The sequence below is a fragment of the Pseudoxanthomonas sp. Root65 genome (assembly GCF_001427635.1).
Lineage (GTDB): Bacteria > Pseudomonadota > Gammaproteobacteria > Xanthomonadales > Xanthomonadaceae > Pseudoxanthomonas_A.
Genome location: NZ_LMHA01000001.1, coordinates 2,186,398 through 2,212,734, shown reverse-complemented (window position 1 = coordinate 2,212,734; position 26,337 = coordinate 2,186,398). Strand labels below are relative to the sequence as shown.

The following is a 26,337-nucleotide window of genomic DNA, read 5'->3' as shown; positions in this document are numbered from 1 at the left end:
CCCTCAGGTGCTGACGTGGGCGCGGATGGCGTCGAGGAGTTCCTCGCGCGTGAACGGCTTGGTCAGGTACTGCTCCGAGCCGACGATGCGCCCGCGCGCCTTGTCGAACAGGCTGTCCTTGGACGACAGCATGATGACCGGCGTGGACTTGAACACCTGGTTGTTCTTGATCAGCGCACAGGTCTGATACCCGTCCAGGCGCGGCATCATGATGTCCACGAAGATGATCTGCGGCTGCTGGTCGGCGATCTTGGCCAAGGCCTCGAACCCGTCCGTCGCGGTCACGACTTCGCAACCCTCGCGTTTGAGCAGGGTTTCCGCGGTGCGGCGGATGGTTTTCGAGTCATCGATCACCATGACCCGTAGGCCGTGGAGTCCACCGGCCTGGCCTTCGTTCTGCGTCATTACCTGATTTCCCCGTGCGCGCGTGGCTTCATTGACGAACCGGCCACGCTGCGTTGCTGCTTATATCCCCTATCCCGGCGCGCACTGTCAAGCGACAGCGTCGACGGCCGTCCCGATGAACGGGATGATGCGAACTGCGTCGCAGTTTGTCGTGACGGGAGGCAAGATGCGTTCCACAAACGACCGGGGCGGCGATATCGCGCGCCCTGATACCATCGCGGCGTCTCCCGCCGAACCTCCCCCATGCCGCTGGACGTCATCGTCATCATGGACCCCATCGGGTCCATCAAGATCGCCAAGGACACCACCTTCGCCATGCTGCTGGAAGCCCAGCGGCGCGGCCACCGCCTGCACTACGTCACCCCCGGCCGGCTGTCGCTGCGCGACGGCGTGGCCCACGCCCAGGTGGCGCCGCTGACGGTCCGCGACGACAAGCGCGACTGGTTCACCCTCGGCGAGCCGCAGGACCTGGCCTTCGGTCCCGGCCAGGTCGTGCTGATGCGCAAGGACCCGCCGGTCGATGACCAGTATCTTTATGACACCCACGTGCTGGGCATCGCCCAGCAGGCCGGCGCGCTGATCGTCAACGACCCGCAGGGCCTGCGCGACTTCAACGAGAAGCTGGCCGCCCTGCTCTTCCCGCAGTGCTGCCCGCCCACCCTGGTGAGCCGCGACCCGTCCGCGCTGAAGGCCTTCGTCGCCGAGCACGGCGAGGCCGTGCTGAAGCCGCTGGACGGCATGGGCGGCCGCTCGATCTTCCGCGTCAAGGCCGGCGACCCCAACACCAACGTCATTTTGGAAACCCTGATCGGCGACGGCAGCCTGACCCTGGCGCAGCGCTTCATCCCCGGCATCAAGGACGGCGACAAGCGCGTGCTGCTGGTCGATGGCGAGCCGGTGGACTACGCACTGGCGCGCATTCCGCAGGGCGACGAGTTCCGCGGCAACCTGGCCGCCGGCGGCCGCGGCGAAGGCCGCCCGCTCAGCGAGCGCGACCGCTGGATCGCCGCCCAGGTCGGCCCGGAGATGAAGCGGCGCGGCATGCTGTTCGTCGGTCTGGACGTGATCGGCGACTACCTGACCGAGGTCAATGTCACCAGCCCCACCTGCGTGCGCGAGCTGGACGCGCAGTTCGGCCTGAACATCGCGGGGCAGCTGTTCGACGTGATCGAGAAGAAGCTGGCGCGCTGAGATGTCGGCGGTTCCCGTACCACCGCCGAAGATCGGCGCCAACGAACGCCTCGGTGCAACGCTCGCGCTGTCGCTGATCGTGCACGGCCTGCTGGTGCTGGGCGTGGGCTTCGCCCTGGACGACGCCGCGCCGGTGATGCCGACGCTGGACGTGATCCTGAGCCAGACCAGCACCCCGCTGACCCCGAAGGAAGCCGATTTCCTGGCGGCGGCCAACCAGGAAGGCGGCGGCGAGAGCGAGCAGGCCAAGCGCCCGCGCGACAGCCAGGCCGGTTGGATTCCGCAGCCCGACACCGGCCTGGCGCCGCAACCGCTGCGCGCGCAGACCACCGCACCGGTGCCGCCGCCGGAGAGCCGGGTGGTGACCACGCGCGACAGCGAGATGCGCACGCCCACCCCGGAAGCCCGCCCGCAGCCTGACCAGCCCGACCTGCCGCTGGGACAGCAGAAAGTGCAGCGCGACGCGGAAATGGCGCGTTTGGCGGCCGAATACCACCTGCGCTCCGAGCTGTACGCCAAGCGGCCGAAGCGCAAGTTCGTCTCAGCCAGCACCAAGGAGTACGTCTACGCCAACTACCTGCGTGCGTGGGTGGACCGCGCCGAGCGGGTGGGCAACCTCAACTACCCCGACGAGGCGCGTCGCCGACGCCTCGCCGGCACGCTGGTGATCAGCGTGGCGGTGCGCCGCGACGGCAGCGTCGAGCAGACCCGCATCATCCAGTCCAGCGGCATCCCGCTGCTGGATTCCACCGCGCAGCGCATCGTGCAGCTGTCCTCGCCGTTCCCGCCATTGCCGGAAACCGCGGAGAACGTCGACGTCCTGCATGTCACCCGCACCTGGCGCTTCCTGCCGGGCGGCGAAGTGCGCGACGAGTAACCGGCGGCACGCTCAGGCGCGCGAGGCGCGCAGGGCTTTCTGTTCTTCCAGCGTCAGGGCGACGTTGTTGCGCAGGTAGGCCGGCTCGACCTGCTCGGGCGCGACCGCCTCGCCGCGCGCGAAGGCATCCGCCGCCAGCCGCGCGAGATCGGCCGCATGCGGCAGCGCCTGCGCGTCGATGCGGGCGAAGCGGGCCTGCAGGCGCGTGGCGAGCACACCGTCTGCGGCGGCGAGGCCCGTACCCACGCCGATCCAGCCAGCGTCATCGCCGGGCAGGTCGTAGCCGGCCGGCGCCAGCACGGCTTCCGCGGACGTCGCGGTCAGCACGTGGTCGCGCCAGGCGAACGTGCCCGTGTAGACCTCCCCCATGCGCGCGTCGATCGCGGCCAGGATCGGCGGCGCCGAAACGACCGCACAGCCGGCCTCGCCGGCGACCACGCACGGCGGCGGCACGCGTGCGGCCAGCACCGCCAGCGTGGACACCGGCAGCAGCGGCCGGTCCAGCGCCAGCGCAATGCCCTGCGCCAGCGCGATCGCCAGGCGTACACCGGTGAACGCGCCGGGGCCACGACTCAGGGCGATGGCGTCGAGTTGCGCCCGCGCGATCCCCGCTTCGGCGAGCAATTGCTCCGCCCACGGCAAGGCCAGCTCGGCATGCCGCCGCGGCGCGACCTCGAAACGCTCGCGCACCTCGCCATCGACATACACGGCGATGGAACAGGCTTCGGTGGCGGTTTCGAAGGCGAGCAGCTTCATGGGGCGGACGCGCGGAAAGAGGGGACTAGCTTAAACGCTGCGACGGAAGGACGATCAGAAGCGCGCGTCGGCGAACCAGTCGTCGGCATCGGCGGCGCGCACCGGTGCCGCGACCGCCTCCTCCATTTCGGCACCGAAGAAGCGCTGCACGTCCTGCACGCGCTGGGTGCGCCGGAACGGCGGCAGCGAGTCGAGGAACACGCGCCCATACGGCTTGCCGGTCAGGCGCGGGTCGCAAAGCACCAGCACGCCGCGATCGGTCTCGCTGCGGATCAGCCGGCCGACCGCCTGCTTCAGCGCAATCACCGCCTGCGGCAGCTGCTCGTCGCGGAACGGGTTGCCGCCGGCGCGCCGCACCGCTTCCAGCCGGGCCTCGAACACCGGATCGTCAGGCGCGGCGAACGGCAGCTTGTCCACCACCACCACGCTCAGCGCATCGCCGACCACGTCGACGCCCTCGCGGAAGCTCGCCGCGCCGAGCAGCACGCCATTGCCCGATGCGCGGAACCGCTCCAGCAAGGTGCCGCGCGGCGCCTCGCCCTGCACGAACAGCGGCCATGGCCCGCCGCGCAAGGCGTCGGCCGCTTCACGCAAGGCGCGATGCGACGCGAACAGCAGGAAGGCGCGACCCTGCGACGCGTCCAGCACCGGCCGCAGCGTGGCGATCAGCGACGCACCGTAGCCGGGCGCATTCGGATCGGGCAGTCCGGTGGGCAGGTAGCACAGCGCCTGCCGTGGCCAGTCGAACGGACTGGGCTGCAGCAGTGTCGGCGGATCGTCCAGGCCCAGGCGCTGGGCGAGGTGGTCGAAGCGGCCGCCGACGGCGAGCGTGGCCGAGGTGAACACCCACGCCGCACGCGACTGCTCGCGATGCTGGCGCAAGGGACCGGACACATCGAGCGGCGTACGCTGGCAGCGGAAGCCGCGTGGCGTGAGCTCGTACCAGAGGACGTCGCTGGATTCGGGAGTGGGGATTCGGGATTCGGGATTGGAAAAAGCAGGCGCGGACGCCGCCCCACTCCTCGCGTCTTCGAATCCCGAATCCCCACTCCCCAATCCCGGCGCCTCATACCACCGCGACAGCCGGGTGCCGAATTCCTTCGCCCGCGCCGCGCAGGCTTCCAGTCCGAGCGATGCGGGCGCCAGCGGCGCGAGGGCGGCGGACAGGTCGCCGAGCGCGTCGACCAGCACGTCGAAACCCGCCGCCACCTCCGGCTTCGCCAGCAAGCGCTCGCGCGTGCCGCGCGACGGTAGGCCTTCCATCGCCGCGCGGGCCTCGCGCAGCGCCTGCTCCAGCGCACGCACCGGTGGCTGCAGGGCGGACAGCGCGCCGGCGGCGTCCTTCGACTCGGCCAGGCAGTCGCGCGCCAGTTCCTGCAACGGGCGCAGGCCGAAGCCTTCACCGAAGAAGTTGGCGGCGAGTTCGGGCAACTGGTGCGCCTCGTCGATGACGAAGGCCTGCGCACCCGGCAGTATTTCGCCGAAGCCTTCCTGCTTCAGCGCCAGATCGGCCAGCAGCAGGTGGTGGTTGACCACCACGATGTCGGCCGCCTGCGCACGCTGGCGCGCCTGCACCACGAAGCAGTCCTCCCAGAACGGGCATTCGCTGCCCAGGCAGTTGTCGATGGTGGAGGTGACCAGCGGCAGCAGCGGCGAGTCGTCCGGCAGCGCGGCGAGTTCGGCCATGTCGCCGAACTTGGTGCGTCCGCCCCACGCGACGATGCGCTGGAACTGGTCGACCTGCTCGCGGCTGGTGAACGTGGTGCGCAGTGCCTGCGGATCGCCCTTGGCCTGGTTCAGGCGGTAGCGGCACAGGTAGTTGCTGCGGCCCTTCAGCAGCGCCGACTTCAGCCCCGCCACGCCGAGCGCGTCGCGCACGCGCGGCAGGTCGCGGTGGTACAGCTGGTCCTGCAGCGCACGCGTGCCGGTGGAGACGATGGTCTTCAGTCCGGACAGCAGTGCGGGCACCAGATAGGCGAAGGTCTTGCCGGTGCCGGTGCCGGCCTCGGCGAGCAGCACGTCGCGTCCATCGAAGGCATCGGCGATCGCCGCCGTCAGGCGCTGTTGGGCGTCGCGGGGCGCGAAGGCATCGAGTCGTTCCGCCAGCGCACCACCCTCGCTGAGGGCGTCGCGGCTGGCCTGGGCTAGCTGGGACATCGGGGAAACGGAGAGCGGCGTGCAGCGGCAAGGGTACCGCGTCGCGCCGGACGCGGCATGCGCCTCACATCCGCTCGATCACCGGCACGGTGCAGGCATCGCGCCTGCTTTCCGCGTCCGCGATAGCGGCCTGTGCGGTCGCCGCCCGCGCGGTGTGCTGTGCGGCGTCTTCCGGCGAGTGCCGTGCGGGCAGCGGTGGCTGCACGGCGAGTTCGTGTTGGCGCACCTGGCGCACGGTCTCCCAATGCTGGCGGCACAGCGGACCGACCTGCGAGCCCAACTGGAACGCGCGCTGCGCCAGCGTGTCGGCGCGTGCGTAGTCGCCCTGCAGCAGCGCCACTTCGGCACGCTCCTGCAGCACAGCGGGATCTTCCGGCACCAGCAGCAGTGCCTGGGTCAGCGCATCGGCGGCGGCGGCGAAGTTGCGCGCCGCGCGTGCCTGCTGCGCCGTCTCGCGCAGGTCTTCGACCTGCGGATCGCGCAGCGGCTGAACGGCGAGTTCGCGATCATCGGCGCCGGCGGCGGCGTGGATGGCGGCCACGCGCTGGTCGGGCGTCAGCGGATCGCGCGCGACCGGCACCTCGGGTGCCGGCGCGGAGACGCAACCGGCCAGCACAAGCAGGAACAGGGAAAAGGCGGACTTCATCTTCACGGCTGTTGCGGGGGCGTGTCCGGGGGCGACGGTGCGGGTTCTTCCTTGCGGTCCAGGCCGAACCAGCTGCGCCAGCCACCGCCTTCCTGCTCTTCGCCTTCGACCGGCGGTTGCTCGACCACGCAGGCGGCATAGGCAGGTGCAAAGCCGGACACGAACGGCAACTGGCGCGCTTCGGGACAGCCGGCATCGGTGGTGTTGGAGCCGACCACCCACTGCCAGTCGAGGCCCTTGCCCGACACCTTCAGCGGCGCGCTTGGCAGGCGGGCGAACAGACCCGACCACACGCGCATCGCACCGGTGCCACCGTACAGGCCGGTCTGTTCGTTCTGGTCGTTGCCCATCCAGACCACCGCCAGGTGATCGCCGGTGTAGCCGGCGTACCAGCTGTCGCGGCCGTCGTTGCTGGTGCCGGTCTTGCCGGCCGACTGCAGGCGGCCCAGGCCATCACCGATCAACTGGCGACCGGTGCCGTTGGACACCACCTGTTGCAGCGCCACGGTGATGAGATTGGCGGCGATCGAGTCGCCTTCCTGCGCCGGCGCCGGCGTCTTGTCGTAGCGCTTGAGCAGCTTGCCGTCGGGGTCGAGCACGCCACGCACCGCGTGCAGCGGCTGGATCTCCCCGCCTGAGGCAAGGAACTGGTAAAGCTGCGCCATCGCGTACGGGCTCTGGTCGGTCGCGCCCAGGATCAACGCCGGATTCGGTTCGGCCTGGATCCCGGCCAGCACGCGGAGCAGCTGCGCCAGCCGGTCCGGTTCGACCTTCATGCCCACCCGGACGGTGGCCTGGTTGTAGGAGCGTGCCAGTGCGTCGACCAGGCGCACGGTGCCATGGCTGCGGCGGTCGGAATTGGCCGGCGTCCATCGCCGCCCCTTGCCGAGCTGCACGGTCACCGGCGAATCGTCGACCCACGACGCCAGCGAATACTGGTCCGGCTGGGCCAGCGCCAGCAGATAGACAAACGGCTTGAGCAGCGAACCGACCGGCCGCTGCGCTTCCACGGCGCGATTGAAGCCGACTTCGGACACGTTGCGGCTGCCGACCACGGCCAGCACATCGCCGTCGTGCACGTCGGTCACCACCATGCCGGCCTGCAGCGTCGGCCTGCGCTTGTTCTCCAGCGCCTTGATCGTGCGCGTCACCGACGCTTCCGCGTAGGCCTGCGCCGACGGCGACATGCCGGTGAGCACGCTCAGGCCCGCGCCCTGCAGCGCGCTTTCGGGGTAGTCGCGCGCCAGCTGGCGGCGGACCAGGTCCACATAGGCGGGGAAGCGGTTGGCGGCGGCCATGCCCGGCGTCTTGGTCACGCCCAGCGGCGCGGCGAGCGCGCGCTTGTATTCGGCATCGTCGAGCAGGCCGGTCTCGTGCAGTTTCAGCAGCGCGTAATCGCGGCGCTCCTTCGCCCGCTCCGGATTGCGGCGCGGGTCGTAGTACGACGGTCCCTTGACCATGCCGATCAGCAGCGCGATCTGCTCGGTGGTCAGGCTGTCGAGATCGCGCCCGAACCAGAACTCCGACCCGGCGGCGACACCGTGGATGGCCTGGCTGCCGCGCTGGCCCAGGTACACCTGGTTGAAGTACGCCTCCAGGATGGTGCGCTTGTCGTAGCGCGCCTCTAGGATCAGCGCGTAGAGGATCTCGTTGAACTTGCGCGTCGGCGTCTGTTCCTTGCCGATGCCGAGCAGGCCGCTGCGCGCGAGCTGCTGGGTCAGCGTGCTGGCGCCCTGGCGCGTATCGCCGCCGGAACGCACCAGCAGCCACGCCGCGCGGACCATGCCCGACAGATCGACACCGTGGTGGTCCTTGAAATCGCGGTCCTCGACCGCCTGCAGGCCGGTCACCAGCAGTTCCGGCACTTCCTCCAGCCGCACCAGCCGGCGCTCTTCCTGCTTCTGTCCGTACAGCGTGGCAATGCGCGCCGGATCCAGCCGCGCCGCCTTCAGGTTCTGCTTGCGCGCCACGTCGCGCACGGCGGCGATCCGGCCACCGGACAGGCTGACCTGCAACCGGCGCGGCGCCACCCGGCCATCCACGTCGATGAAGCCCCGACTGGATATGGTGAAGCGACCGCCGTCGCGCATGTACGTGCCCGGCCGCTCGCCCGCGCCATCGTCGCGGTACGACGCGGCATCGAGTTCGGTCTTCAGGGTCTGCGCATCCATCGCCAGTCCCGGCGCGACCTGCAGCGGCCGCGCGTACACGCGCGTGGGGATCTGCCAGCGCAGTTCGCCGAAGCGCTCGGTGACCTGGTGGTTCAGATACAGCGTGTACGGGATCAGGAATCCCAGGCCCAGGCCCACCGCCGCCAGGCCCCAGGTGAGCAGGCGCTGCCGCCAGCCGGGCCCATCGCCGTCATCGATGTCGTCTTCGTCCAGCGCTTCGTCGTCGTAGTCGTTGCGGGCCACAGGGGATGCGACAATGGGAATTCGGGCGAGTCTAGCGCAGCCGCCACGGGTGCGCCCGGCCCATTTCCCCTTCGCTCAGCTGGAGTTGCAACGGAATGTCGATGTCGTGGGCCGACGTGCGCTTCATGCTGGAACGCGCGCGCGGCCTGATCCGTCGGGGCCTGGCCAGCCTGCGAACGCGCGGCCTCGGGCCCACCTGGGCGCGGGTCCGACGGCAGTTCGCGCGCCGCGCGCCGCCGATCGCCGAGCCGCTCTGGTTTCCCGCCGCCGGACCCTTCGCTCCATTCACCGTGCCCGCCACTGAGGCGCCGCGCGCCAGCATCGTGATCCCGGTCTACAACCAGGCGACGCATACGCTCACCTGCTTGCGTTCACTGGCGGCGCATCGGGCTGCCGCGACGTGCGAAATCATCGTGGTCGATGATGGCTCCACAGACGAAACCGGCGCGTGGATGCCGCAGATCGACGGATTGCGCTATCACCGACGCCCTACCAACGGCGGCTTCATCGCGGCATGCAACGATGGTGCGGCGCTGGCCCAGGGTGACTACCTGGTCTTCCTCAACAACGACACCGTGCCGCAACCGGGCTGGCTCGATGCCCTGCTCGCGACCTTCGATGCGCATGCGGGCGTGGGCCTGGTCGGTGCGCAGCTGGTGTATCCCGACGGCCGCCTGCAGGAAGCGGGCGGCGTGGTGTTCGACGACGGCTCGGCCTGGAACTATGGCCGCTTCGATTCGCCCGACGATCCCCGCTACGCCAGCCTGCGCGACGCGGATTACTGCTCCGGTGCGGCGATCGCCGTCCCCGCGGAGGTGTTCCGGGAAGCAGGCGGTTTCGATGCGCGGTACGCGCCGGCGTACTACGAAGATACCGACCTCGCCTTCAGCCTCCGCGCACGCGGCCTTCGCGTGCTCTACCAGCCTGCATCGCGCGTCGTGCACCTGGAAGGGATCACCTCCGGCACCGACACCGGCAGCGGAGCCAAGGCCTATCAGGTACGCAACCGCGACGTGTTCGCGGGGAAGTGGAAGGACGCGCTCGCCCGCCAACCGCAGGCGGGCAGCCTGCCGACGGCCGGCTCGGTCGTGCGTCCCCGGCGGCAGATCCTGGTCGTCGATGCGGAGACACCGCGCCCGGACCACGATTCCGCGTCCCTGCGCCTGGTCAACCTGATGCGGCTGCTGATCGACGACGACGCGCATGTGGTCTTCCTGCCCGCAGACCTGCGCTACGCCGAAGGCGATACCGACCGCCTGCGCCGTCTCGGCATCGAATCGTGGCATGCGCCCTTCGCGACGCGCCCCGCCGCCTGGCTCCGCGAACATGGTCCCCGCTTCGACGTGGTGATGCTCTCCCGCCACTATGTTGCCGCGGAGTTCCTGCCGCTGGTCCGTCGCTTCGCGCCCCAGGCGCGGGTGGTGTTCGACACGGTCGACCTGCACTTCCTGCGGGAGCTGCGCGGCGCCGAACTGGCCAACAACGCCAGCCTCCGCCGCACGGCCGAGCGCACGCGCGATCGCGAGTTCGCGCTGATGCAGCAGGCCGACATCACGTTGGTGGTGAGTCCCGTGGAGCGCGAGATGCTGTCGACGTTGCTGCCGGAGGTTCGCGCGGACGTGGTGGCGAACCTCCACGAGATGGCCACGACCGGCCTTCCGTTCGAGCAGCGGCGCGATCTGGTGTTCGTGGGCGGTTTCCGCCATCCGCCGAACGTGGATGCCGTTCAATGGTTCGGCCGACACATCTTCCCGCTGATCCATGCGCGACAACCCGACATCCGCTTCCACTGCATCGGCATGGGCCCGCCCGCCGACGTGCTGGCCCTGCAGTCGCAACCGGGGATCGTCGTGCACGGGCATGTGGCGGACCTGGGCCCGTACATGGATGGTGCGCGCATCGCGATCGCACCGCTGCGTTTCGGTGCCGGCGTCAAGGGCAAGATCAACCTGAGCATGGCGCACGGTCAGCCGGTGGTGGCCACGTCGTGCGCAGTCGAAGGCATGCACCTGACCGACGGACACGATGTGCTGGTCGCCGATGAGGCGAATGCCTTCGCCGAGGCCGTGTTGCGACTGTATGGCGATGCCGACTTGTGGCAGCGGCTTGCCGGCAATGGCCGCGAGAACATCGCGCGCCATTTCTCCATGGAGGCCGCGCGCGACACGGTGCAACGCGTTTTCCGGCGCCACGGAAGGTCTGAGTAACGGCAGTCGTCCCCGCGGCTTTCAACAACGCGTCTGGTCAGGCGCGGATCCAGCGACTTCAGGCCGTTGAAAGCAAAGACACTGGCTTCCCGCATTCGCGGGAACGACGAAAACCGTTGAGTTGTTCGGAAGATCCCTAGGGCACCGTGGCCGCCTGGGCGACGCGTACGCGGGCCTCGAAGTCGTCCAGACCCGGCACCGTGCCATCCAGCTTTCGCGCTTCCTGCAGCGACTGGACCGCAAACGCCACATCACCCGCGCCCAGCCGCTCCGTGCCCACCGCGATCCATTTTTCCGCCAGCCGCCGCCGCGCATCCGGCAGGGCGGGGTCGCGCGGCTGCAGGGTCTGCCACGCTTGCTGGCAGGCCTGCGCGCGGCGGATGCGATTGGCACGCAGTTCGTCCTCGTAACAGCCGCGGACGGCAGGCAACAGGCGCGTGGCAGCCTGCTTCACGTCGACACTGTCGGGCGACAGCGCCTGCGCGGCGCGCAGCGTGTCGTAGGCGCTTTCGCCGGGAGGCGTAAGCCAGTGGCCCTGCGCTTCGGCCTGCGCCATCCGCGCGAGCAGCGCGGTGACGCGTCGCTCACGCTCGCGCGGCGGGATCGAAGGCGCCGCATCCTGCCGCTGCCGCACCTCTCGCGCCCGGGTGATGGCTTGCGCCGCCTGGTCCGCGCGCGGGGACTGAGGCGCCAGCAGGCGTGCGCGTTCGAGCGACTGTTGCGCCTGTACGAAGTCGAAATCGCCGGCATGGCGCTCCGCCTCGCGGGCGTAGGCGATGCCTACCTGCTCAAGGCCCTGCCGCGCCATGTCATCGGCCGGCATGGCCGCAAGGATCGCTTCGTAGGCGGCGCGCGCCGACGCCAGCCTGCCGCGCGCCAGGTCGCGGGCGGCCGTACGGCGACGCGCATCGACGGCCGTCGCCATGGCGGCCTCGACCCGCGGCAGATCGACATGGCCGGGGTCGAAGCTGCGGGCAGCGGCGACCCTGGCCGCGGCCTCGCCCAGCTCGCCGCGCTGGAGCCGCTGCTCTGCCTCGTGCAGCAGGTCGGACAACGCGTCCTCCCGGCCTTCGAGCGCCTCGATCCGCGTGGGTTGCAGCGCCAGCACGCGGCGGTACAGCGGCAACGCCGTGTCCTCACCGCCCCAAAGCCGTTCATCCGCGTGGGCGCGCGCGGCCGCTGCGAGCAGTCCATCGAGACCGGCGTGCTCGACCTCGCGCGCCCGCAGCCGCGCAGCGAGCGCGTCGGCCTGCGGGCGGGGCACCTGCAGCTCGCGCGCCAGGGCCAGTCGCGCACGTGCCTCCTCGAACCGGTCCTGCCGCAGCGCATCGTCCGCCGACGCGAGGGCTGCCTGCGCCACGCGGCGCAAGCCCTCGCTCGCCTCGGTGCGGTCGGTATCCAGCGCCTGCGCCGCTTCATACAGCTGGCGCGCACCCGCGCCATCGGCAGTATCCAGCCGCCCGGCACGCAAGGCCTGATCCGCCTGGTCGAGCAGCGACTGCACGCGGGTCTGCGGCCACAGCAGGTCGGCCAGCGGCTGGCGCAGGACGATGACGGACAAAAGGAGCAGAACGGCAAGCGCCATTGCCGCGAGCCAGCGTGCACGCCGTCGGTCACGCCGCGCCGGGACCGTCGCGCGGGGGTGGCCGTCGGCCGCCGCCGTGCCGTGCGTCCAGTCGATGCGCGGCTCGATGCGTCGGCCCCGTCCGGCGTCGTGGTGGTCTTCGCGGGTCACGCCCGCAGCATACCCATTCAGCCTGAACGTCGTGCGTCCTCGACCCCCGGCAGTGCGTCGAGCTTGCCGAGCAGCGTCGACAGCTGGCCGAAGTCGGCGACCTTCAGCCGCAGGCGCAGATGTACGCGACCGCTGGCGCGGTTGCTCTGGCTGTTGATATCCAGCACGTTGGCTTCTTCCTGGGCGATCAGGGTGGTGATGTCCTTGAGCAGCCATTTGCGGTCGAACGCCGTGACCTGCACGTCCACCTCGTAGCCTCCGCCGGCCTGGCCCCACTCCACCGGCAACACGCGCTGCGGACTGGTGGCGGCCAGCCTGGCGAAGGCGATGCAGTCGGTGCGATGCACGGTGACGCCACGCACACGGGTCAGGTAGCCGGCGATCGGTTCGCCGGGCACCGGCTGGCAGCAGCGGGCGAGTTGCACCAGCAGGTTGCCCACGCCCTGCACGGTGAATTTCGACTTGCCCGGTGTGGCGACCTTGCGCGGCGGACGCCGTACCGGCAGCGATGACACGTCCGGCTCGGTGACCGCGCGTTGTTCCTCGTGCAGCGCGCGCCCCACCTGGTGCGGCCCCACGTCGCCCAGCGCCACCTGGATGTAGAGCTCGTCCACGCTGTCGGCATGGAACTTCTTCGCCGCCCCGGTCAGGTCGGCGTGATGCAGCCCGAGACGCTTCAGTTCCTTTTCCAGCAGTTCGCGTCCGGCCTGCAGGTTGCGTGCGCGATCCAGCTTGTGGAACCAGGCGCGTACCTTGTCGCGCGAGCGTCCACTGGCGAGGAAGCCGTTGGCCTGCAGCAGCCAGTCGCGGCGCGGCTCCGGTTCCTTGGACGTCAGGATCTCGACGCGGTCGCCGCTGCGCAGTACATGGTTCAGCGGCACGATGCGGCCATTGACCTTCGCGCCGCGCGTGCGATGACCCACCATGGTGTGCACGTGGTAGGCGAAATCGAGCACGGTGCCGCCGCGCGGCAGGTCGACCACCTCGCCCTTCGGGGTCAGTGCGTAGACCCGGTCTTCGACCAGTTCGGCATCCAGTTCGCCCGCCAGCGTGCCTTCGCTGCCCGTACCCTCCGCCGCGCCATCCAGCAGCCGGCGCATCCAGGCGATCTTGCGGTCGAACGCGTCGCCACCGCTCTTGCCTTCCTTGTACTTCCAGTGCGCCGCCACGCCCAGTTCGGCCTGCGCATGCATTTCGTGCGTGCGGATCTGCACTTCCAGCGTGCGGCCCTCGGGGCCGACCACGGCGGTATGCAGCGAACGGTAGTCGTTGGCCTTCGGTCGCGCGATGTAGTCGTCGAACTCGCTCGGGATCGGCACCCACAGCGCGTGCACGATGCCCAGCGCGGCATAGCAGGCGGCCACGTCATCCACCGCGATGCGGACCGCGCGCAGGTCGTAGAGTTCGTCGAAGCCCACCTGCTTGCGCTGCATCTTCCGCCAGATGCTGTAGATGTGCTTCGGCCGGCCACTGACCTCGGCGTGGATACCGTGTTCGGCCAGCGCCGTGCGCAAGGCATCGAGGACGGCGCCGATGTAGCGTTCGCGGCCGACGCGCTTCTCGTCCAGTTGGGTGGCGATCTGCTTGTAGACCTGCGGCTGCAGGTAACGGAACGCCAGGTCCTCCAGTTCCCACTTCAGCTGCCAGATGCCCAGCCGGTTCGCCAGCGGCGCGTGGATGTCGCGCGTGAGCCGGGCCAACGCCTGGCGCGCCTCTTCCGGCAATGCGCCCGCCGCGCGCATGCGGGCGAGTTGGCGGGCCAGCAGGATGGTCACCACGCGCAGGTCGCGCACGATCGCCAGCAGCAGCCGGCGCAGGCCCTCGGTATTGACGCCGCGCGATTGTTCCGCATGCAGCGCCCAGACCTGGGCCGCCGCGACTTGGCCCTCCAGCAGGTCGGCCAGGCCGGGCACCTGCTTGCCGGCGGCAGCGGCCAGCGCCGGCTGCAACGCCGGCAGTCCATGCAGCACGGCGGCAAGGATCACCTCGCCGTCCGCTCCAAGCGTCGCCAGCGTGTCCAGCGTATCGGCGAGGATGTCGATGGCGTCAGGCATCCCGTCCCGCGCGGCTGCCGCCGTCGCCGCATCGGCGAGCGCGTGGCGCAGCGGCGCCGGCAGCGCCTGCAGGGCGGGCCGTTGCAGCAGCGTGGCGATGTCGTGGGCGGGGGGAACCATGGCCGTGCGGAGGGGCAACCAAGCGTCGCCGGAATGACTACACTACCGGCCAGTCGACCGCAGGAACAACCATGAAGATGAGCCGCTTGTTTCTATCCATCGCCTTGTCGGTCGCCTCCACGTGCGCCGTCGCCCAGGACAGTACGCTGGAGCCCCTGCGGAATGCGATGAGCGAAAGCGAGTTCAAGGCCGCCGGCCTTGAGAAGCTGACGCCAGCCGAACTCGCCGCATTGGATGCATGGCTGCAGCAGAGCGTCGGCCAGCAGACCGCGCAGGCGGTGGCGCAGGCCAAGCAGGAAGGTCGCAAGGAAGTGGAGCAGGAAACCCGCGGCTTCTTCGATTTCGGCACGTCCGAGCCCATCGCCAGCACCATCGTCGGTGCGTTCAACGGTTTCGCCAAGGGCCGCCAGTACACACTCGCCAACGGCCAAGTATGGGAACAGGTCGAAGCCGCCTCGCTCGCCGGCGTGCGCCGTACCGACCCGGCGGTGAAGATCACGCCCTCCCGCTTCGGGAACACCTGGTTCATGAAGATCGACGGTTACAACACCGCCGCGCCCGTCCGCCGCATCAAGTGATGCCCTACACGAGAATGACCATGCGCCTGAATCGTCTCCTGCCGTTCGCTCTGCTGTGCGCCCTCGCCCTGCCGCTGCAGGCACGCGAGTACGTCGACATCCAGAAACGCCTCACCCCCGAACAGATGAAGGCGACCGGCCTGGACCAGCTGAGCGGCGAACAGCTGCAGCTGCTCAACAGCCTGCTCGACGAGGACAGGAAGGCCGTCGTGGAAGAAGTCCGCAAGGAACGCAGGGACGACGGCCCGCGCGTCACCGGCACGCTGTTCGGCGGCGCCGGACTGGAGCCGGTCACCAGCACCCTGACCGGCAACCTGCGCGGATGGTCGCGCGGCACCGTGTTCGCCCTGGAGAACGGCCAGCGCTGGCGCGTCATCGACGGCGAGTACTACGCCGGCAAACCGCTGGGCGGCACCAAGGTCACGGTGTCGCCGGGCAAGATCAGCGGCTGGTACCTGCAGGTCGACGGCCACAATCCGCGGCCGAAAGTACAGCGCGCCGACTGAGGCGCGCACGCGGCTTCACCCGCGCAGGGCCTGCAGGCGCTGCGCGAGCTTCTTCGGCGAGATGCCGCTCTTCGCGCCCAGCTCCTGCGCGAACATCGACACCCGCAATTCCTCCAGTTCCCAGCGCAGGACCTGCCATGCCGGCAGGTCCGACGCGCCGTCCTGGCGTGCCTGCGCCAATGCATCGGCGAACGGCTTGAGCTCCAGCATGCGCGCCTGGTCCTTCGCCGGATCGCGCTTGGCGCGCTCGGCGCGCAACGTCATCGCCTTCAGGTAGCGCGGCAGTTGCGCCAGTGCGTCGGCCGGGGTGTCGCGCAGGAACCCCGGGTGCACCAGCGACGCCAGCTGCGCCTTCAGATCGTCGAGGTTGCCGCGCGCCCAGCCCATCAGCGGCGCCTCGAGCTGCGGCTTCAGTTCCGCTACCGCGGACAGGATGGCCTCGGCCAGTTTCAGGCGCTCCATCGCCTCGCCGAACAGGCGTTTGCCCGCGTCATCGCGCCGCTGCTCGAACGCGGCACGGTCGCGCACGGCGTCCAGCCCGGCCGACAGCACCGCGTTCATCGCCGCATCGACGATATCGCCACGCAAACGTTCCTGCGATTCGATGGCCGCATACAGCAGGCCGGTCTTCGGCGATACCGGCAATTGCTTGCGTGCCTGCTTCACCTTGTCGGCCAGCGCGATCTCCAGCAGGCGACGTACGCCGCCCGGATGCGCGGCAGCGGCTTCCGCCGGATCGGCGAACGCCTGCAACGCCACGGTCTCGCCGTCGTCGCGCAGTGCCGGATAGGCGGGCACGCCCGCTTCGCCCGGCACCTCGCGCGGGATCGGCTGAGGGGGGAAATCGCGCAGCCCCGTGGCCGCCATCGCACGGCCTGCACGTGCAGCGAACGCCTGCCCGGCCTTCGCGCCGAAGCGTGCCCTCAGCTCGTCGAGGTCGCGCGATTCGGCCAGCACCTTGCCGTCTCCGCCGCCACGCGGGTCTTCGCGCAGGCGCAGGTTCATGCGCAGGTGCGGCTCGAGCGCGGCCTCGTCGAAGTCGAGCGCACTGACCGCCACGCCGGTCGCACGCGACAGGAAGCGGGCCAGTTCGCCGCGGAGGTCGTCGGCCGTCGGCTTGGCGAACGCCTCGAAGAACGCGCGGCCGAAATCCGGCGCCGGCACGTAGTTGCGCCGCATCGCCTTGGGCAGGCTGCGGATCAGGCCGGCCGCCTTGTCGGCCACGAAGCCGGGCGCCAGCCACGACAGCCGCGCAGGGTCCAGTGCGTTGAGCAGGTGCAGTGGCACCTCCAGCGTCACGCCGTCGTCGGTCGCACCCGGCTCGAACGTGTAGTGCAGCGGCAGGCGCGCATCGCCGAGCGTGAAATACTTGGGATAGCGGTCTTCCTCGCTGCCCTCGCCCGGCAGCAGATCGACCAGCGACCAGTGCAGGGCGCGGCGCTTGTCGGCCGGCAAGGCCTTCCACCACGCATCCAGGCCGGCGGCGGAATGGATCTCCGGCGGCACGCGGTCCAGGTACCAGCGCGCCTGCCAGTCCTCGTCGGCCACCAGACCGGCGCGGCGCAGCTTGGCTTCCTCTTCCCGCGCCTGCTCCAGCGTCTTCAGGTTGTCGGTGACGAATCCCGCGCGCGTAGTGATCTCGCCGGTCACCAGGCCCTGGCGGACGAAGATGTCGTGCGCCTCGGCCGGCGCGATGCGGCCGTAATGCACCGGTTTCTTCGGCGCCAGCACCAGGCCGAACAGGCTGATCTGCTCCGACGCCAGCACCTGTCCCTGCGCGCGCGACCAGTGCGGATCGAAGTGCTTGCGCAGCAGCAGGTGCGGCAGTTCGGCGATCACCCAGTCCGGCTCGATCGCGGCCAGGGTCATGCCCCACACTTTCTGCGTGTCCAGCAGGTTGGCCGCCAGCAGCCACGGCGGCGGGCGCTTGGACAATGTCGAGCCCGGGAACGGCAGGAAGCGGCGTTGCCGCGGCGCCTGGAAATCGCCCTTGTCGGTACGATGGCCGATCTGCGTGGGCAGCCCAGCGACCAGCGCGCGATGCAGGGTCTGGTAGGCGCTGGCGCGCACACGCTCGCCGAAGCCACCGGCGGCGGGCGTCTGCTCCTTGTGCGCGCTGACGGCGACCGGCGCCGGCGCGATCTCGGCCTTGCCCTCGCGCGCCAGACGCGCGGCACGGTGCAGCTGTCCGCGCGTCGCCTTCACCGCCGCCGCATCATCGCGCGCGGCCGACGGCGCGCTGCTGCCGGCCAGCAACGGCACCAGCGATGCTTCGCTGGCTTCTTCCTTCCATCCCAGTTCCTCGCACAGCAGGCGCAGCTGGCGATGCAGTTCGCGCCATTCGCGCATGCGCAGGAAACCGAGGAAATGGCGACCGCACCAGTCGCGCAACTTCGACTGGGTCAGATCTTCGTGCGCCTGCCGATAGGCGTCCCACAAGCGCAGCACGCCGACGAACTCGGAACGGCCATCGGCGAACTGGGCGTGCGCGGTGTCCGCCGCGCCGCGCGCATCGGCCGGACGTTCGCGCGGATCCTGGATGCCCAGGAACGACGCGATCACCAGCATCGGCCGCAGGCAGCCTGCCGCCTGCGCCGCCACCAGCATGCGGGCCAGCTTGACGTCCACCGGCAGCCGCGCCATCTGCCTGCCGATGGCGGTCAGGCGGCGCTCGCCGTCGATCGCGCCAAGCTCGGTCAGCTGCTGCCAGCCATCGGCGACGGCGCGCTCGTCGGGGGGGTCCAGGAACGGGAAATCCTCGATCCGGCCCAGCCCCAGCTGCAGCATGCGCAGGATCACGCCGCCCAGGCTGGAACGGCGGATTTCCGGATCGGTGAACTCGGCGCGCGCCTGGAAATCGGCTTCCGCGTACAGGCGATAGCAGATGCCCTCGGCGATGCGCCCGCAGCGGCCCTTGCGCTGGTTGGCGCTGGCCTGCGAGATGGGCTCGATATGCAGGCGGTCGAGCTTGTTGCGCGGACTGTAGCGCTTGACGCGGGCGAAGCCGGGATCGACCACGTAGCGGATGCGCGGCACCGTCAGCGAGGTTTCGGCCACGTTGGTCGCCAACACGATGCGCCGGTTCGCGCCGGGATTGAACACGCGGTCCTGGTCCTGGTTGGACAGTCGCGCGTACAACGGCAGCACCTCGGTGTTGCGGTACTTGCGCCGCTCCAGCGACTGGTGCGCATCGCGGATCTCGCGCTCGCCGGGCAGGAAGACCAGCACGTCGCCGCGCGCATCCAACCGGGTGATCTCATCCATCGCCGCCACGATGCCGTCGTTGACGGTGCGCTCGCCGTCCTGCTCGCCCTCGCCTTCCAGCGGCCGGTAGCGCACCTCCACCGGATAGGTGCGGCCTTCCACGCTGATCACCGGCGCGTCGTCGAAGTGCTTGGCGAAGCGTCCGGTATCGATGGTGGCCGAGGTGACGATGACCTTCAGGTCACGGCGCTTGCGCAGCAGCTGCTTCAGGTAGCCCAGCAGGAAGTCGATGTTGAGACTGCGTTCGTGGGCCTCGTCGACGATGATCGTGTCGTAGGCCGACAGCCAGCGGTCGCTGGCGATCTCCGCCAGCAGGATGCCGTCGGTCATGAACTTGATGTGGGTGTCTTCGCCGACCTGATCGTTGAAGCGCACCTGGAAGCCGACCCCACGGCCAATCTCGGTCTTCAGTTCCTCGGCCACGCGCCGTGCCACCGCACGCGCGGCGATCCGGCGCGGCTGGGTGCAACCGATCATGCCGGCCACGCCGCGACCGGCGGCCAGGCACAGCTTGGGCAGCTGCGTCGTCTTGCCGGAGCCGGTTTCGCCGGCGATCACCACCACCTGGTGCTGGCGGATCAGCTCGACGATGCGTTCGCCTTCGCGGGCAATGGGCAGCGACTCGTCCAGCGTCACCGCCGGCACCGTCGACAGGCGACGCTCGCGGGTGGCGATCGACACCGCCAATGCCTGCTCGAACGCCTGCCGCACCCCGGCGTCGGCAGGCTTGCCCTGCCAGCGCGACCACAGCCCGTGCAGGCGGCCGCGGTCGCGGCTCAGGGCACGGTCGAGCGACCGCCGCGCCTGTTCGAGGGCGGTGCGGTCGGGGTTGGCCGGGGAGGGGTCGCGGGACGTCGTCATCATTTACGGCAAGCGGTTGAAACTTTTTGCTCACGCCACATGTTCTAGTGTGTCTATTGTGCCGCCTCAACCCACCCTCAGGAGATTCCGCATGGCCAAGACCAAGCCCAAGCCCGCCAAGAAGACCAAGGCCGCCTCCGTGGCGGCGCCGCTGGCGGCAGCCCCGTCGGCACCGAACATCGATATCGGGATCAGCAGCGGCGAACGCAAGAAGATCGCCGACGGCCTGTCGCGCTTCCTCGCCGACAGCTACACGCTGTACCTGAAGACCCACAATTTCCACTGGAACATCACCGGCGCGATGTTCAATTCGCTGCACACGATGTTCGAGACCCAGTACACCGAGCAGTGGACGGCGCTGGACGAGATCGCCGAGCGCATCCGCGCGCTGGGGTTCAATGCGCCGGGTTCGTACCGCGAGTTCGTCAGCCTCACCTCGATCCCGGAAGAGCCCGGCCTGACCGACAGCGCCGACTGGCGCGAGATGGTCCGCCAGTTGGTGGTGGGCAACGAGGCGGTCTGTCGCACGGCCCGCAAGGTGCTGGACATCGCCGACGACGCCGACGATGCCCCGACCGAGGACCTGCTGACGCAGCGTCTGCAGACGCACGAGAAGTACGCGTGGATGCTGCGCTCGCTGCTGCAGTAAGCCATGCCCGAGTAGAGCGCAGAACGCCCGGCTGGTCCGGGCGTTTTGCTTTCGGCCCCTCAAAGCCCCTCTCCCCGCGGCGACCGGAGGAAGTCCCCGTGGGAGAGAGGGGTTGGGGAGAGGGCCAACGAAGTCCGTGCCTCCGATCCGCTCGTATTCACACCACATCCCCGATGACGCTTCGCTGGCCACGCGGGCTCTGAAGCCCCTCTCCCTGCGGCGACCGAAGGAAGTCCCCGTGGGAGAGAGGGGTTGGGGTGAGGGCCAAACGAAGTCCGTGCCTTCGCCCTGCGTTGGCGGCCACCAGATCCGCGACGGGCTCTGTTTTTGATGGCCTGACGGGACGCGCTTTTCTTTCCTTGGAGGTAGTGCCGCTCGCCGCGGGGGCCCTACTTGACCAGCCATTCGGCTGTTGAAAAGCGCTTCTTTGCTTGTGCAAAGAAAGAATCAAAGAAACACACCCCAGGCGGCACGCCCTCCGCGCTGCGCGCTCCGGGTCCGCGAGTGGTCCGGGATTTTCGTAAGGCACATCCCTGTGCCATACGAAAACGCCGCCCATCCGGGGCGGCGCCCTTCGGGTTTTACCCGGCCCACCCGCCGTGCCTCATGGGGACCCAAAAGCAGGAGCAACAGCAGAGCAGATTGCGTGCTCGAACGCGTCTACTTCGGCTCCTGGCCCCCCTGAGGTCCGGCAGTCCCGGCGGGTAAAACCCCGCATGGGCGGCGCACAGGACGTGCGCCGTTTTCGTATGGGCCAGGATGGCCCTTACGAAAATTCCCGCCGGGACTGCGCACCCGCCGCTTGCGGCGGGCGGACCGCCGGGGTGTGCTTTCTTTTGCCTACTTTTCTTTGCACAAGCAAAGAGGCGCTTTTCAACAGCCGAATGGCTGGTCAAGTAGGGTCCCCGCGGCGAGCGGCACCATACGTCCGGGAAGAGAGCCCCATCCCGCAAGGCCAGGGAGCCAAAACCCATAGCGCATGCGGGAAACATCATGGAGAGCGAAGACATGGACTTCGTTGGCCCTCCCCCCAACCCCTCTCCCACAGGGAGAGGGGCTCCAAAACCCGCCGGATTAGCGAAACGCCATCGCCGATGCGGTATCGACCATGGACAGATCGAAGACACGGGCTCCGTTGGCCCTCTCCCCAGCCCCTCTCTCCCACGGGGACTTCCTTCGGTCGCCGCAGGGAGAGGGGCCTAATGCGGCCCGCTCGAATCAGGATGAACTCCTACCCCTCGCCCCTCCTATTTCCGATATCCCCAGGCGCCCGAAAACCGGTCCGACACTCCGCACCACGGTATCCTGTCCCCATGTCGTCCCCCGCCCTCGAAACACTGCAGCGCGTCTTCGGTTACAGCGCTTTCCGTGGCCATCAGCAGGCCATCGTCGAACACCTCGCCGCCGGCCACGATGCCCTCGTGCTGATGCCGACCGGCGCCGGCAAGTCCCTCTGCTATCAGGTGCCCGCGCTGCTGCGCGAGGGCACCGGCATCGTCGTCTCGCCGCTGATCGCGCTGATGCAGGACCAGGTGGATGCACTGCGCCAATTGGGTGTACGCGCGGCGTTCCTCAACTCCTCGCTGGCGGCAGACGAGGCACAGCAGGTCGAACAGGCCCTGCTGCGCGGCGAGCTGGACCTGCTGTACGTGGCGCCGGAACGGCTGTTGACCGGCCGCTTCCTGTCGCTGCTGGACCGCAGCCGCATCGCGCTGTTCGCCATCGACGAAGCGCACTGCGTCTCGGCCTGGGGCCACGACTTTCGCCGCGAATACCTCGAACTGACCCTGTTGCACGAGCGCTGGCCGGACGTGCCGCGCATCGCGCTGACCGCCACCGCCGACCCGCCGACGCAGCGCGAGATCGCCGAGCGCTTGAACCTGGTCGAGGCCGAGAAGTTCGTCAGTTCGTTCGACCGTCCCAACATCCGCTACACCGTGGTGCAGAAGGACAACGCGCGCCACCAGTTGCGCGACATGCTGCGCAAGCACAAGGGCGAGGCGGGCATCGTCTACTGCCTGTCGCGCAAGCGGGTGGAACAGTTCGCCGACTACCTGGCCGAACAGGGTTTCAACGCCCTGCCCTACCACGCCGGCCTGGATGCCAGCGTGCGTGCGCACAACCAGCGCCGCTTCCTGCGCGAGGACGGGATCGTCATGGTGGCGACCATCGCCTTCGGCATGGGCATCGACAAGCCGGACGTGCGCTTCGTCGCGCACATGGACCTGCCCAAGTCGATGGAAGGGTATTACCAGGAGACCGGCCGCGCCGGCCGCGACGGCGAGGCCGCCGAAGCCTGGCTGTGCTACGGCCTGGGCGACGTGGTGCTGCTCAAGCAGATGATCGAGCAATCCGAGGCCGGCGAGGAACGCAAGCGTCTGGAGCGGCGCAAGCTTGACCAGTTGCTCGGCTACTGCGAATCCACCCAGTGCCGGCGGCAGGTGCTGCTGGCCGGCTTCGGCGAAACCTATCCGCACGAGTGCGGCAACTGCGACAACTGCCTGAGCCCGGCCGAGACCTGGGACGCCACCGAGGCCGCGCAGAAGGCGTTGAGCTGCGTCTACCGCAGCGGCCAGCGCTTCGGCGTGAACCACGTGATCGACGTACTGCGCGGCAGCCAGAGCGAGCGCATCCAGCAATGCGGCCACGAGCATCTGACCACCTACGGCATCGGCAAGGACCTGGACGCCGGCACCTGGCGCAGCGTTTTCCGGCAGCTGGTGGCCTGCGGACTGCTGGAGGTGGATGGCGAATTCGGCAGCCTGCGCCTGACCGAGGGCAGCCGCAGCGTGCTGCGCGGCGAGCGTCGCCTGCAGTTGCGCAAGGAACAGCGCGAACGCCGCGAACGCGACCGCGGCGCGCGCAGCGGCGTGCCGGTGCAGCCGGCCGACCTGCCGCGTTTCCAGTTGCTGCGCGACCTGCGCGCACAACTGGCCCGCGAGCAGAACGTGCCCGCCTACGTCATCTTCCACGACAGCACGCTGCGCAACATCGCCGAGCAGCAGCCCGCCACGCTGGACGACCTGGCGCGGGTCGGCGGCATCGGCGGCGCCAAGCTGGAGCGTTATGGCCAGCGCGTGCTGGAAGCGCTGGGTGCGGCGGGATGAAGTTCCCTGCCCGCAGCCATCCGTATCAGCCGACGTTCAATCCACGGCTGTTAGGTTGCCTTTCAGGTCCGCCAGCCGGCGGCCCGCCGCTCCGGGATTCCCCATGAAGACCCTGCCCGCCATTCTGCTGGCCCTGCTGGCCACGGCGCCCGCCCTGGCGCAATCCAGTGCGGAAGCCCTGGACCTCAGCCTTCCCGCATCCGCGACCCATGCGAAGGATCCGCCCGGCACCTGGTACGGCGACCGGCAGCCGGCGCGCGTGAAGGACGCAGCACCGCCCGTCCCTGTCGATCCCTGCGTGTACTACGGCGACGACGATGGCGACGGCGTGTCGGGCAGCGTGACCACCGGCATCGGTTACAGCAAGGGGCATGGCCGCAGCACCTACAACGCGGTCAACCTCAACCTGTGCAAGACCACGTACGACGACGAAGGCAAGCCGCGCACGTTCAACTTCAACATCAACGTCGACCGTTACGACGGCCCCGGCGGCTACTACGGGCCCTACGGTGGCTACCCCGGCGGCCCGATGATGCGCGGCGCGCCGCGCCCCTAGCGCTCAGCCGGCAGCAGCTCGAAGCTGACCGCCTCGCCCGTCGCCGCCGACGGCGACACCCACAGATCGAACAGGCCCGGCTCGGCGACCGGACGGTTGTCGACGCCGTGGAACTCGAGATCGGCGCGCTGCAGCGTGAACACCACGTCCTGCGCTTCGCCCGCGGCCAGCGCGATCTTGCGGAAGCGCTTCAGTTCGCGCACCGGACGCACGCGGCTGGCGGTGCGGTCGCGCAGGTACAGCTGCACCACGTCCTCGCCTGCCCGCGTGCCGCTGTTGGTGATGCGCGTGCGGACGGTCAGCGTGTCGTTCCAGCCCAGCGTCTGCGTATCGAGCTGCGGCACGCCGTAGTCGAAGCGGGTGTACGACAGGCCATGGCCGAACGGATACAGCGCGGCGTGGCTGACCTCGCGCCAGCGCGTCTGGAAGAAGCGCGGCGTACCCGGCACGTTGGGACGGCCAGTGGCGGGATGGTTGTAGAAGTACGGCTGCTGGCCGGCGTCCTGCGGAAAACTCACCGGCAGGCGCGCGGACGGGTTGTAGTCGCCGAACACCACGTCGGCGATCGCCGGCCCGGTCTGCGTGCCCAGGAACCAGCCCACCAGGATCGCCTGCGCCTCGCGCACGGCGCCTTCCAGCGCCAGCGCGCGGCCATTGCGCAGCACGACGACCATCGGCGTGCCAGTGGCGGCGACCGCGTCGGCCAGCGCCTGCTGCGCGGCGGGCAGCACGATCTGCGTGCGCGATTGCGCTTCGCCGGAGAATTCGTGCGGCTCGCCCACGGCCAGCAGCACCACGTCGGCATCGCGCGCGGCGGCGACCGCCGCATCGATGCCGCCATCGACGGCCTCTTCGATATCGCTTCCCGGCACGACCACCAGCGCAGACGGATCGGCCAGCGCGGCGCGCACACCGGTTTCCACATCCACCATGCGCGCGGCATCGCCGAAGATGTTCCAGCAGCCACCGAGGTTGGCGGTGTCCTGCGCGAACGGCCCGATCAGCGCGATGCGCTGGCCGGCCTTCTTCAGCGGCAACAGGTCGCCGTCGTTCTTCAACAGCACGATGGAGCGGCGCGCGCAGTCGCGCGCCAGCGCGTCGTGGGCGGCGATGTGCGACTGGTCGGCTTCGCGCTCGGCGTCGAGGCAGCGGTAGGGATCGTCGAACAGGCCGACCGCGGCCTTGACGTACAGCACGCGGCGCACGGCCTCATCCACCTGCGCCATCGACAGCCGGCCTTGCTCGACCAGCGCGGCGACATGGCCGGCGTAGATGCCGCTCTGCAGGCTCATGTCCAGGCCGGCCGACAACGCCTTCTGCGCCGCATCGGCTTCGTCGCTGGCATAGCCGTGCGCGATCAGTTCCAGGTCGGAGGTGTAGTCGGAGACGACGAAGCCCTCGAACTTCCACTCGCCGCGCAGCAGGTCGGTCAGCAGCTCGCGGTTGGCCGAGGCCGGCACGCCGTTGATGTCGTTGAACGAACTCATCAGCGTCAGCGCGCCGGCATCGATCGCCGCTTTGAACGGCGGCAGGTGCACGTCGCGCAGCGTCTGCGGCGCCATGTCGACGAAGTTGTAATCCAGGCCGGCGGAGATCGCGCCGTAGGCGGCGAAGTGCTTGGGCGTGGTGAGCAGCGAATCGGCGGCGGTCAGGTCATCGCCCTGGAAACCGCGCACGCGGGCGGCGGCGAATTCACAGGACAGGTAGACATCCTCGCCGGAGGTTTCGGCGACGCGGCCCCAGCGCTGGTCGCGCGCGACATCGACCATCGGCGCGAAGGTCCAGTGGATGCCGGCCGCCGTGGCTTCCTTCGCGGTGGCGCGCGCGGTGCGCTCGGCCAGGTCGGGCTCGAAGCTGGCGGCTTCGCCCAGCGGGATCGGGAACACCGTGCGCATGCCGTGGATGACGTCGGCGCCCAGCAGCAGCGGAATGCCGAGCCGGCTCTCTTCCACCGCGATGCGCTGCGCCTCGCGGCCTTCCGCCGCGCCCACGCCGTTGAACAGGGCGCCGACGCGCCCGCTGCGGATCTGCTCGCGCACCTGCTCGGCATCGCGGGCGAAGGTCTCCGGATTGACGTCGAAGGCGAACGGCCGCAGTGCGTCGGCGAAGGCACCGAGCTGGCCGATCTTTTCCTCCAGCGTCATCTCGGCGATCAGGCCTTCGATCCTTCGCTGATGCGGCATGTAGGCGATCCTCCCGGAAACGCGGGTGTTACGGGGGAGCCATTATGAAAACGTTTACAGGTCGGGTCAAA

The 26,337-nt window shown here is 69.5% G+C and carries 17 protein-coding genes; 8 read left to right on the top strand and 9 right to left on the bottom strand.

Going from position 1 to position 26,337, the window contains the following annotated elements:
• Nucleotides 1-3 precede the first annotated feature (3 nt).
• The gene (locus tag ASD77_RS09830; protein ID WP_055940451.1) at nucleotides 4-405 is read right to left on the bottom strand and encodes a response regulator; all 402 of its coding nucleotides are present in this window, start codon (nucleotides 403-405) and stop codon (nucleotides 4-6) included.
• A gap of 243 nt (nucleotides 406-648) precedes the next feature.
• Here ASD77_RS09830 and gshB point away from each other — a divergent pair, with 243 nt between their 5' ends.
• Nucleotides 649-1,596 carry a glutathione synthase gene (gene gshB, locus ASD77_RS09825; protein ID WP_055940448.1) on the top strand — a complete coding sequence of 316 codons (948 nt, stop codon included), beginning with the start codon at nucleotides 649-651 and terminating at the stop codon, nucleotides 1,594-1,596.
• Between the two features lies 1 nt (nucleotide 1,597).
• Nucleotides 1,598-2,473, top strand: coding sequence for an energy transducer TonB (locus tag ASD77_RS09820; RefSeq protein ID WP_055940445.1), 876 nt, complete (start codon nucleotides 1,598-1,600; stop codon nucleotides 2,471-2,473).
• A 12-nt stretch (nucleotides 2,474-2,485) separates the two neighbouring features.
• On the opposite strand, the gene tsaB is transcribed toward ASD77_RS09820, so the two are convergent.
• The 4 genes from tsaB to mrcB all read right to left on the bottom strand — a co-directional run bounded on the left by tsaB (nucleotide 2,486) and on the right by mrcB (nucleotide 8,446).
• Nucleotides 2,486-3,229 (bottom strand): tRNA (adenosine(37)-N6)-threonylcarbamoyltransferase complex dimerization subunit type 1 TsaB, encoded by a 744-nt coding sequence (gene tsaB, locus ASD77_RS09815; RefSeq protein WP_055940442.1) that lies wholly within the window; start codon nucleotides 3,227-3,229, stop codon nucleotides 2,486-2,488.
• A gap of 54 nt (nucleotides 3,230-3,283) precedes the next feature.
• A complete protein-coding gene (locus ASD77_RS09810; RefSeq protein ID WP_082563200.1) occupies nucleotides 3,284-5,386 on the bottom strand; it encodes an ATP-dependent DNA helicase in 2,103 nt (700 codons plus the stop codon).
• A gap of 64 nt (nucleotides 5,387-5,450) precedes the next feature.
• Nucleotides 5,451-6,032: a hypothetical protein gene (locus ASD77_RS09805; RefSeq protein WP_055940438.1), complete on the bottom strand. Its 582-nt coding sequence runs from the start codon at nucleotides 6,030-6,032 to the stop codon at nucleotides 5,451-5,453.
• 2 nt (nucleotides 6,033-6,034) lie between these two features.
• Nucleotides 6,035-8,446: a penicillin-binding protein 1B gene (mrcB, locus tag ASD77_RS09800; RefSeq protein WP_055940435.1), complete on the bottom strand. Its 2,412-nt coding sequence runs from the start codon at nucleotides 8,444-8,446 to the stop codon at nucleotides 6,035-6,037.
• Between the two features lie 95 nt (nucleotides 8,447-8,541).
• On the opposite strand from mrcB, the gene ASD77_RS09795 reads away from it, so the two are divergent.
• Nucleotides 8,542-10,653: a glycosyltransferase gene (locus ASD77_RS09795; RefSeq protein ID WP_055940432.1), complete on the top strand. Its 2,112-nt coding sequence runs from the start codon at nucleotides 8,542-8,544 to the stop codon at nucleotides 10,651-10,653.
• A 136-nt stretch (nucleotides 10,654-10,789) separates the two neighbouring features.
• Here the strand turns inward: ASD77_RS09795 and ASD77_RS09790 are convergent, their stop codons facing one another.
• Nucleotides 10,790-12,388 carry a hypothetical protein gene (locus ASD77_RS09790; RefSeq protein WP_235578500.1) on the bottom strand — a complete coding sequence of 533 codons (1,599 nt, stop codon included), beginning with the start codon at nucleotides 12,386-12,388 and terminating at the stop codon, nucleotides 10,790-10,792.
• A 17-nt stretch (nucleotides 12,389-12,405) separates the two neighbouring features.
• Nucleotides 12,406-14,562 (bottom strand): bifunctional (p)ppGpp synthetase/guanosine-3',5'-bis(diphosphate) 3'-pyrophosphohydrolase, encoded by a 2,157-nt coding sequence (locus tag ASD77_RS09785; protein WP_055940429.1) that lies wholly within the window; start codon nucleotides 14,560-14,562, stop codon nucleotides 12,406-12,408.
• A gap of 71 nt (nucleotides 14,563-14,633) precedes the next feature.
• Here ASD77_RS09785 and ASD77_RS09780 point away from each other — a divergent pair, with 71 nt between their 5' ends.
• Both ASD77_RS09780 and ASD77_RS09775 read left to right on the top strand, forming a co-directional pair.
• The gene (locus tag ASD77_RS09780; protein ID WP_055940426.1) at nucleotides 14,634-15,140 is read left to right on the top strand and encodes a hypothetical protein; all 507 of its coding nucleotides are present in this window, start codon (nucleotides 14,634-14,636) and stop codon (nucleotides 15,138-15,140) included.
• A gap of 20 nt (nucleotides 15,141-15,160) precedes the next feature.
• Nucleotides 15,161-15,646, top strand: coding sequence for a hypothetical protein (locus ASD77_RS09775; protein WP_156383543.1), 486 nt, complete (start codon nucleotides 15,161-15,163; stop codon nucleotides 15,644-15,646).
• Nucleotides 15,647-15,661: 15 nt separating this feature from the next.
• Here ASD77_RS09775 and hrpA read toward each other — a convergent pair whose 3' ends face one another.
• Nucleotides 15,662-19,774, bottom strand: a complete 4,113-nt coding sequence (gene hrpA, locus ASD77_RS09770; protein ID WP_055940419.1) for an ATP-dependent RNA helicase HrpA — start codon at nucleotides 19,772-19,774, stop codon at nucleotides 15,662-15,664.
• An 88-nt stretch (nucleotides 19,775-19,862) separates the two neighbouring features.
• Between hrpA and ASD77_RS09765 the strand changes: the two genes are divergently transcribed.
• The 3 genes from ASD77_RS09765 to ASD77_RS09755 all read left to right on the top strand — a co-directional run bounded on the left by ASD77_RS09765 (nucleotide 19,863) and on the right by ASD77_RS09755 (nucleotide 24,083).
• On the top strand, nucleotides 19,863-20,420 hold the full coding sequence (locus tag ASD77_RS09765) for a Dps family protein (protein ID WP_055940417.1): 558 nt from the start codon (nucleotides 19,863-19,865) through the stop codon (nucleotides 20,418-20,420).
• A gap of 1,313 nt (nucleotides 20,421-21,733) precedes the next feature.
• Nucleotides 21,734-23,527, top strand: coding sequence for a DNA helicase RecQ (gene recQ / locus ASD77_RS09760; RefSeq protein WP_055940412.1), 1,794 nt, complete (start codon nucleotides 21,734-21,736; stop codon nucleotides 23,525-23,527).
• A 103-nt stretch (nucleotides 23,528-23,630) separates the two neighbouring features.
• Nucleotides 23,631-24,083 (top strand): hypothetical protein, encoded by a 453-nt coding sequence (locus ASD77_RS09755; protein ID WP_055940410.1) that lies wholly within the window; start codon nucleotides 23,631-23,633, stop codon nucleotides 24,081-24,083.
• Here the strand turns inward: ASD77_RS09755 and ASD77_RS09750 are convergent.
• The gene (locus tag ASD77_RS09750; RefSeq protein WP_055940406.1) at nucleotides 24,080-26,266 is read right to left on the bottom strand and encodes a glycoside hydrolase family 3 N-terminal domain-containing protein; all 2,187 of its coding nucleotides are present in this window, start codon (nucleotides 26,264-26,266) and stop codon (nucleotides 24,080-24,082) included. The two genes, ASD77_RS09755 and ASD77_RS09750, sit on opposite strands and share 4 nt — an antisense overlap.
• Nucleotides 26,267-26,337 lie beyond the last annotated feature (71 nt).